The organism is Neisseria sp. P0009.S007 (assembly GCF_051962515.1).
In genome coordinates this window covers 1-3362 of sequence record NZ_JBQCVF010000074.1, presented here as the reverse complement: position 1 = coordinate 3362, position 3362 = coordinate 1, and the positions used below count along the sequence as shown (strand labels likewise).

The 3362-nt window shown below is 53.6% G+C and carries 3 protein-coding genes and 1 pseudogene; 1 reads left to right on the top strand and 3 read right to left on the bottom strand.

Annotation, left to right across the window (positions count from 1 at the left end; all coding sequences use genetic code 11):
• Positions 1 to 195 precede the first annotated feature (195 nt).
• The 3 genes and pseudogenes from ACTHS3_RS07910 to def form a co-directional block, all read right to left on the bottom strand.
• Positions 196 to 714: pseudogene (locus ACTHS3_RS07910) on the bottom strand (O-acetyl-ADP-ribose deacetylase).
• A 33-nt stretch (positions 715 to 747) separates the two neighbouring features.
• The gene (gene fmt, locus ACTHS3_RS07905; RefSeq protein ID WP_070503666.1) at positions 748 to 1674 is read right to left on the bottom strand and encodes a methionyl-tRNA formyltransferase; all 927 of its coding nucleotides are present in this window, start codon (positions 1672 to 1674) and stop codon (positions 748 to 750) included.
• Between the two features lie 135 nt (positions 1675 to 1809).
• Complete coding sequence (def, locus tag ACTHS3_RS07900; RefSeq protein WP_003678675.1) at positions 1810 to 2313, bottom strand: peptide deformylase; 504 nt, start codon at positions 2311 to 2313, stop codon at positions 1810 to 1812.
• 234 nt (positions 2314 to 2547) lie between these two features.
• On the opposite strand from def, the gene ACTHS3_RS07895 reads away from it, so the two are divergent.
• The coding region (locus ACTHS3_RS07895; protein ID WP_440367608.1) for a LysM peptidoglycan-binding domain-containing protein at positions 2548 to 3362 on the top strand (815 nt) is incomplete at its 3' end.

The window sequence follows — 3362 nt, the reverse complement described above, 5'->3', positions numbered from 1 at the left end:
TAGGCAATATCCTGCAACGCGCCGTTTTCCTGCGCCGTCAGCTGCGGATGCGCCGCGCGGATTTCCGCCAAGACATCCTGAAGATTGCGCCCTTCGGCAACCGCGGCAACGCTGTCGGCGGCCAGTTTTTGGGCGAGGGACATACTCATATTTTTGCTTTCTGATTTATATTTGATTTCAAGTGTTCGGAGGATTTCAGACGGCCTGTTCGGCTGCCAGCAATGCCCGATAATATTCGGCATCTGCTTTGGAAAAACAGCAAAAGATGATTTTTTCCACTGCCGGACATTACGGCAGGACTTGTTTCAAACTCTCCAAAGCGATACGCGCGGCAGCTTTGGCCGGGAAACGGTACACACCGGTACTGATGCACGGAAAGGCGATGCTGTGAAGATCGTGTTTCTGGGCAAGCAGCAAGGAATTGGCGTAGGATTGTGCCAATTTGGCCTCTTCATTTTGTTTTCCGCCAAACCATACCGGCCCGACCGTATGAATGACAAAACGCGCAGGCAAACGATAGCCTTGGGTTATTTTGGCTTCGCCTGTGCGGCAACCGCCCAAAGTTCGGCACTCATCCAGCAGCTCTTTGCCTGCGGCGCGGTGTATTGCACCGTCTACTCCGCCACCGCCCAACAGCGATGAATTGGCGGCATTGACAATCGCATCGACTGCCAATCGGGTAATATCGCCCTCGACCACTTCAAAAACAGCCATTGTTTTCTTTCCTCTACGTTTGTTTCCAGCCTGTTACAAAACCGTTCCGACTTCAATCGTCCGGCCTGCCGCAAATGCCTGTATGCTCATGCGTTTGCTGCCGGAAGGCTGCAATTCGGTAATGTTCAGCGCATTTTCACCGCACGCCACCAGCAGGCCGTCTGAAGTGCAGGACAACACTTCGCCTGCCTTACCCTGTTTGACCACGACTTCGGCACGCCAGATTTTCATCGGTTTGCCTTGATACTCGACCCACGCGGCAGGTACAGGGTTGAAAGCACGGATTTTGCGCTCAATCACAGCCGCGCTTTCATTCCAATCGATACGCGCCTCTTCTTTGCTCAATTTCTGGGCGTAGGTAACGCCTTCTTCAGGCTGTTTGACCGCATTCAGACGGCCTTCAGCCTGCAGACGCTGCAAGTCGGCAACAATCGCTTCCGCACCCAAACCCATCAGCGCGTCATGCACTTCGTTGGCGGTATCCGTAGGCTGGATGGCGTAGCGGTGTTCGCTGACCACATCGCCGGTGTCCAAGCCGATGTCCATCTGCATGATACACACACCGGTTTCGGCGTCGCCGGCTTCAATCGCACGTTGAATCGGTGCCGCGCCGCGCCAACGGGGTAACAGCGAAGCGTGGATATTGAGGCAGCCGTGTTTGGGCGTATCCAACACATCCTGCGGCAAAATCAAACCATACGCGGCCACTACCATCACATCCGCGCCCGTATCTTTAAGCATTTGCAGGGCTTCGGCGTTATTGCGCAACTTTTCCGGCTGCGCCACGGTCAAACCTAATTCCAAGGCAGCCTGTTTGACCGGCGATGCGGTCAGCTGCATGCCGCGGCCTTTGGGGCGGTCAGGCTGGGTCAACACCAGCGGAATTTCAAAACCTGCGGCGGCGATGGCTTTCAAGGCGGCGGCGGCAAAATCGGGCGTACCGGCAAAGATGACTTTCATGTTGTGTCCTTGTGAAAATGGTTTGAATGGGCGCGTTGGGCAAACTGTTTCAGCTGAAAAGGCCGTCTGAAAGATTGAAAACCGAAGTATGCCTTCTGTTTTGTCTTTTCAGACGGCCTTTAAGCGATGCGCAGGTCAGATGGTGTGTTTCTGACGTTTTTTCAGTTTGGTTTTGATGCGGCCTTGTTTCAGCTGCGACAAGTGTTCGACAAACACGATGCCCATCAGGTGGTCCAATTCGTGCTGCACGCAGATTGCCAGCAGGCCGTCTGCTTCCAGCGTGAATTTCTCGCCTTTTTCGTTCAAGGCTTCAACTTTGACGCGCTCGGCACGGGTCACAGTATCGTAAATGCCCGGTACGGACAGACAGCCTTCTTCGTAAGTTGTCTCGCCGTCTTTTTCGACAATGACGGGATTGATGAACACGCGCGGCTCGCTGCGGTCTTCGGTCAAATCCATCACGACGATGCGCTCGTGTACGTCGACCTGAGTGGCCGCCAAGCCGATACCGCGTGCTTCGTACATGGTTTCAAACATATCGGCAACCAATGTCTGGATGCGCTCGTCGATTTTTTCAACAGGTTTGGCAACCGTGTGCAAACGCTCGTCAGGGTATTGGAGGATGTTCAGTAAAGCCATAATATTCTCGTTTTATAAAACTGATGTGTGATTTTCATACAGATTTGGTTTCCGCCGCCACAATCTCCTGTCATGACAGCAACATTCAATGCTAAAATAACGCCGAAAAATGTTAAGATAGCGCGACAGAGGCCGTTCGTTATCGTATTGATGGATGGGCGGCAGTTTCGCAAACTCCAGCCTTCTCTGTTTATCATCTGAAGACAAACCAAACCGATTTCAAGGGGAACGGTTATGCAACAACGTATTATAACCCTGCTTTGCATGGCAGGCATGGCTATTTCTGCCCACACTCAGGCAGCTTCTTTAAAAATCCGCCCCAATGCGCCGCAACGCTACGTCGTTAAAAACGGCGATACCTTGTGGGGCATTTCCGGCAAATATCTGTACAGCCCGTGGCAATGGAACCGCCTTTGGGGCGCCAACCGCAACGCCATCCGCAATCCGCACCTGATCTATCCGGGTCAGGTGTTGGTTTTACGCTACGTCAACGGCCAGCCTCGACTGGGTTTTGAACACGCCCAAACCCGTTCAGACGGCATTCCCGTGATCAAACTGCATCCGCGCGTACGCGAAACTTCCGGCTACGGCATTCCGACCGTCAACGTCAACCTCTACCGCATGTTTATGAAACATCCGCAGATTATCGCTCCGGAAGAAACCGCCAACGCGCCGCGCCTGATTGCAGGTCCCGACAACCGCGTCCTCTACACCCAAGGCAACCGCGTGTACGCATACGGCCTGACCGAACCCGGCCGCTACCTGACCTACCGCGTCAATAAAAACATCACCGATCCGGAAACCGGTAAATTCCTCGGCCAAGAAGTCGTGTTCAGCGGCATCGCCAACACGCTGCCTTACACCGACTCCGCCTTGGAAAACCGTACCCGCGCTTCTGACGAAAAACTCAAAAGCAACGAGTATTACACCCAAGTCAACAAAGTCATGAAGCTGCGCACCCAGTCCGCGCAACCTTTGGTTATCGAAGAAGCCGTTTCCGAAATCCGCAAAGACGACTATCTGCTGAAACTGCCCGAAGGCCTCGACAG

What these genes read in the sequence shown, in the direction of transcription:
- def (WP_003678675.1), bottom strand. Translation starts at nt 2,313, where the DNA reads ATGGCTTTACTGAACATCCTCCAATACCCTGACGAGCGTTTGCACACG.
- fmt (WP_070503666.1), bottom strand. Translation starts at nt 1,674, where the DNA reads ATGAAAGTCATCTTTGCCGGTACGCCCGATTTTGCCGCCGCCGCCTTG.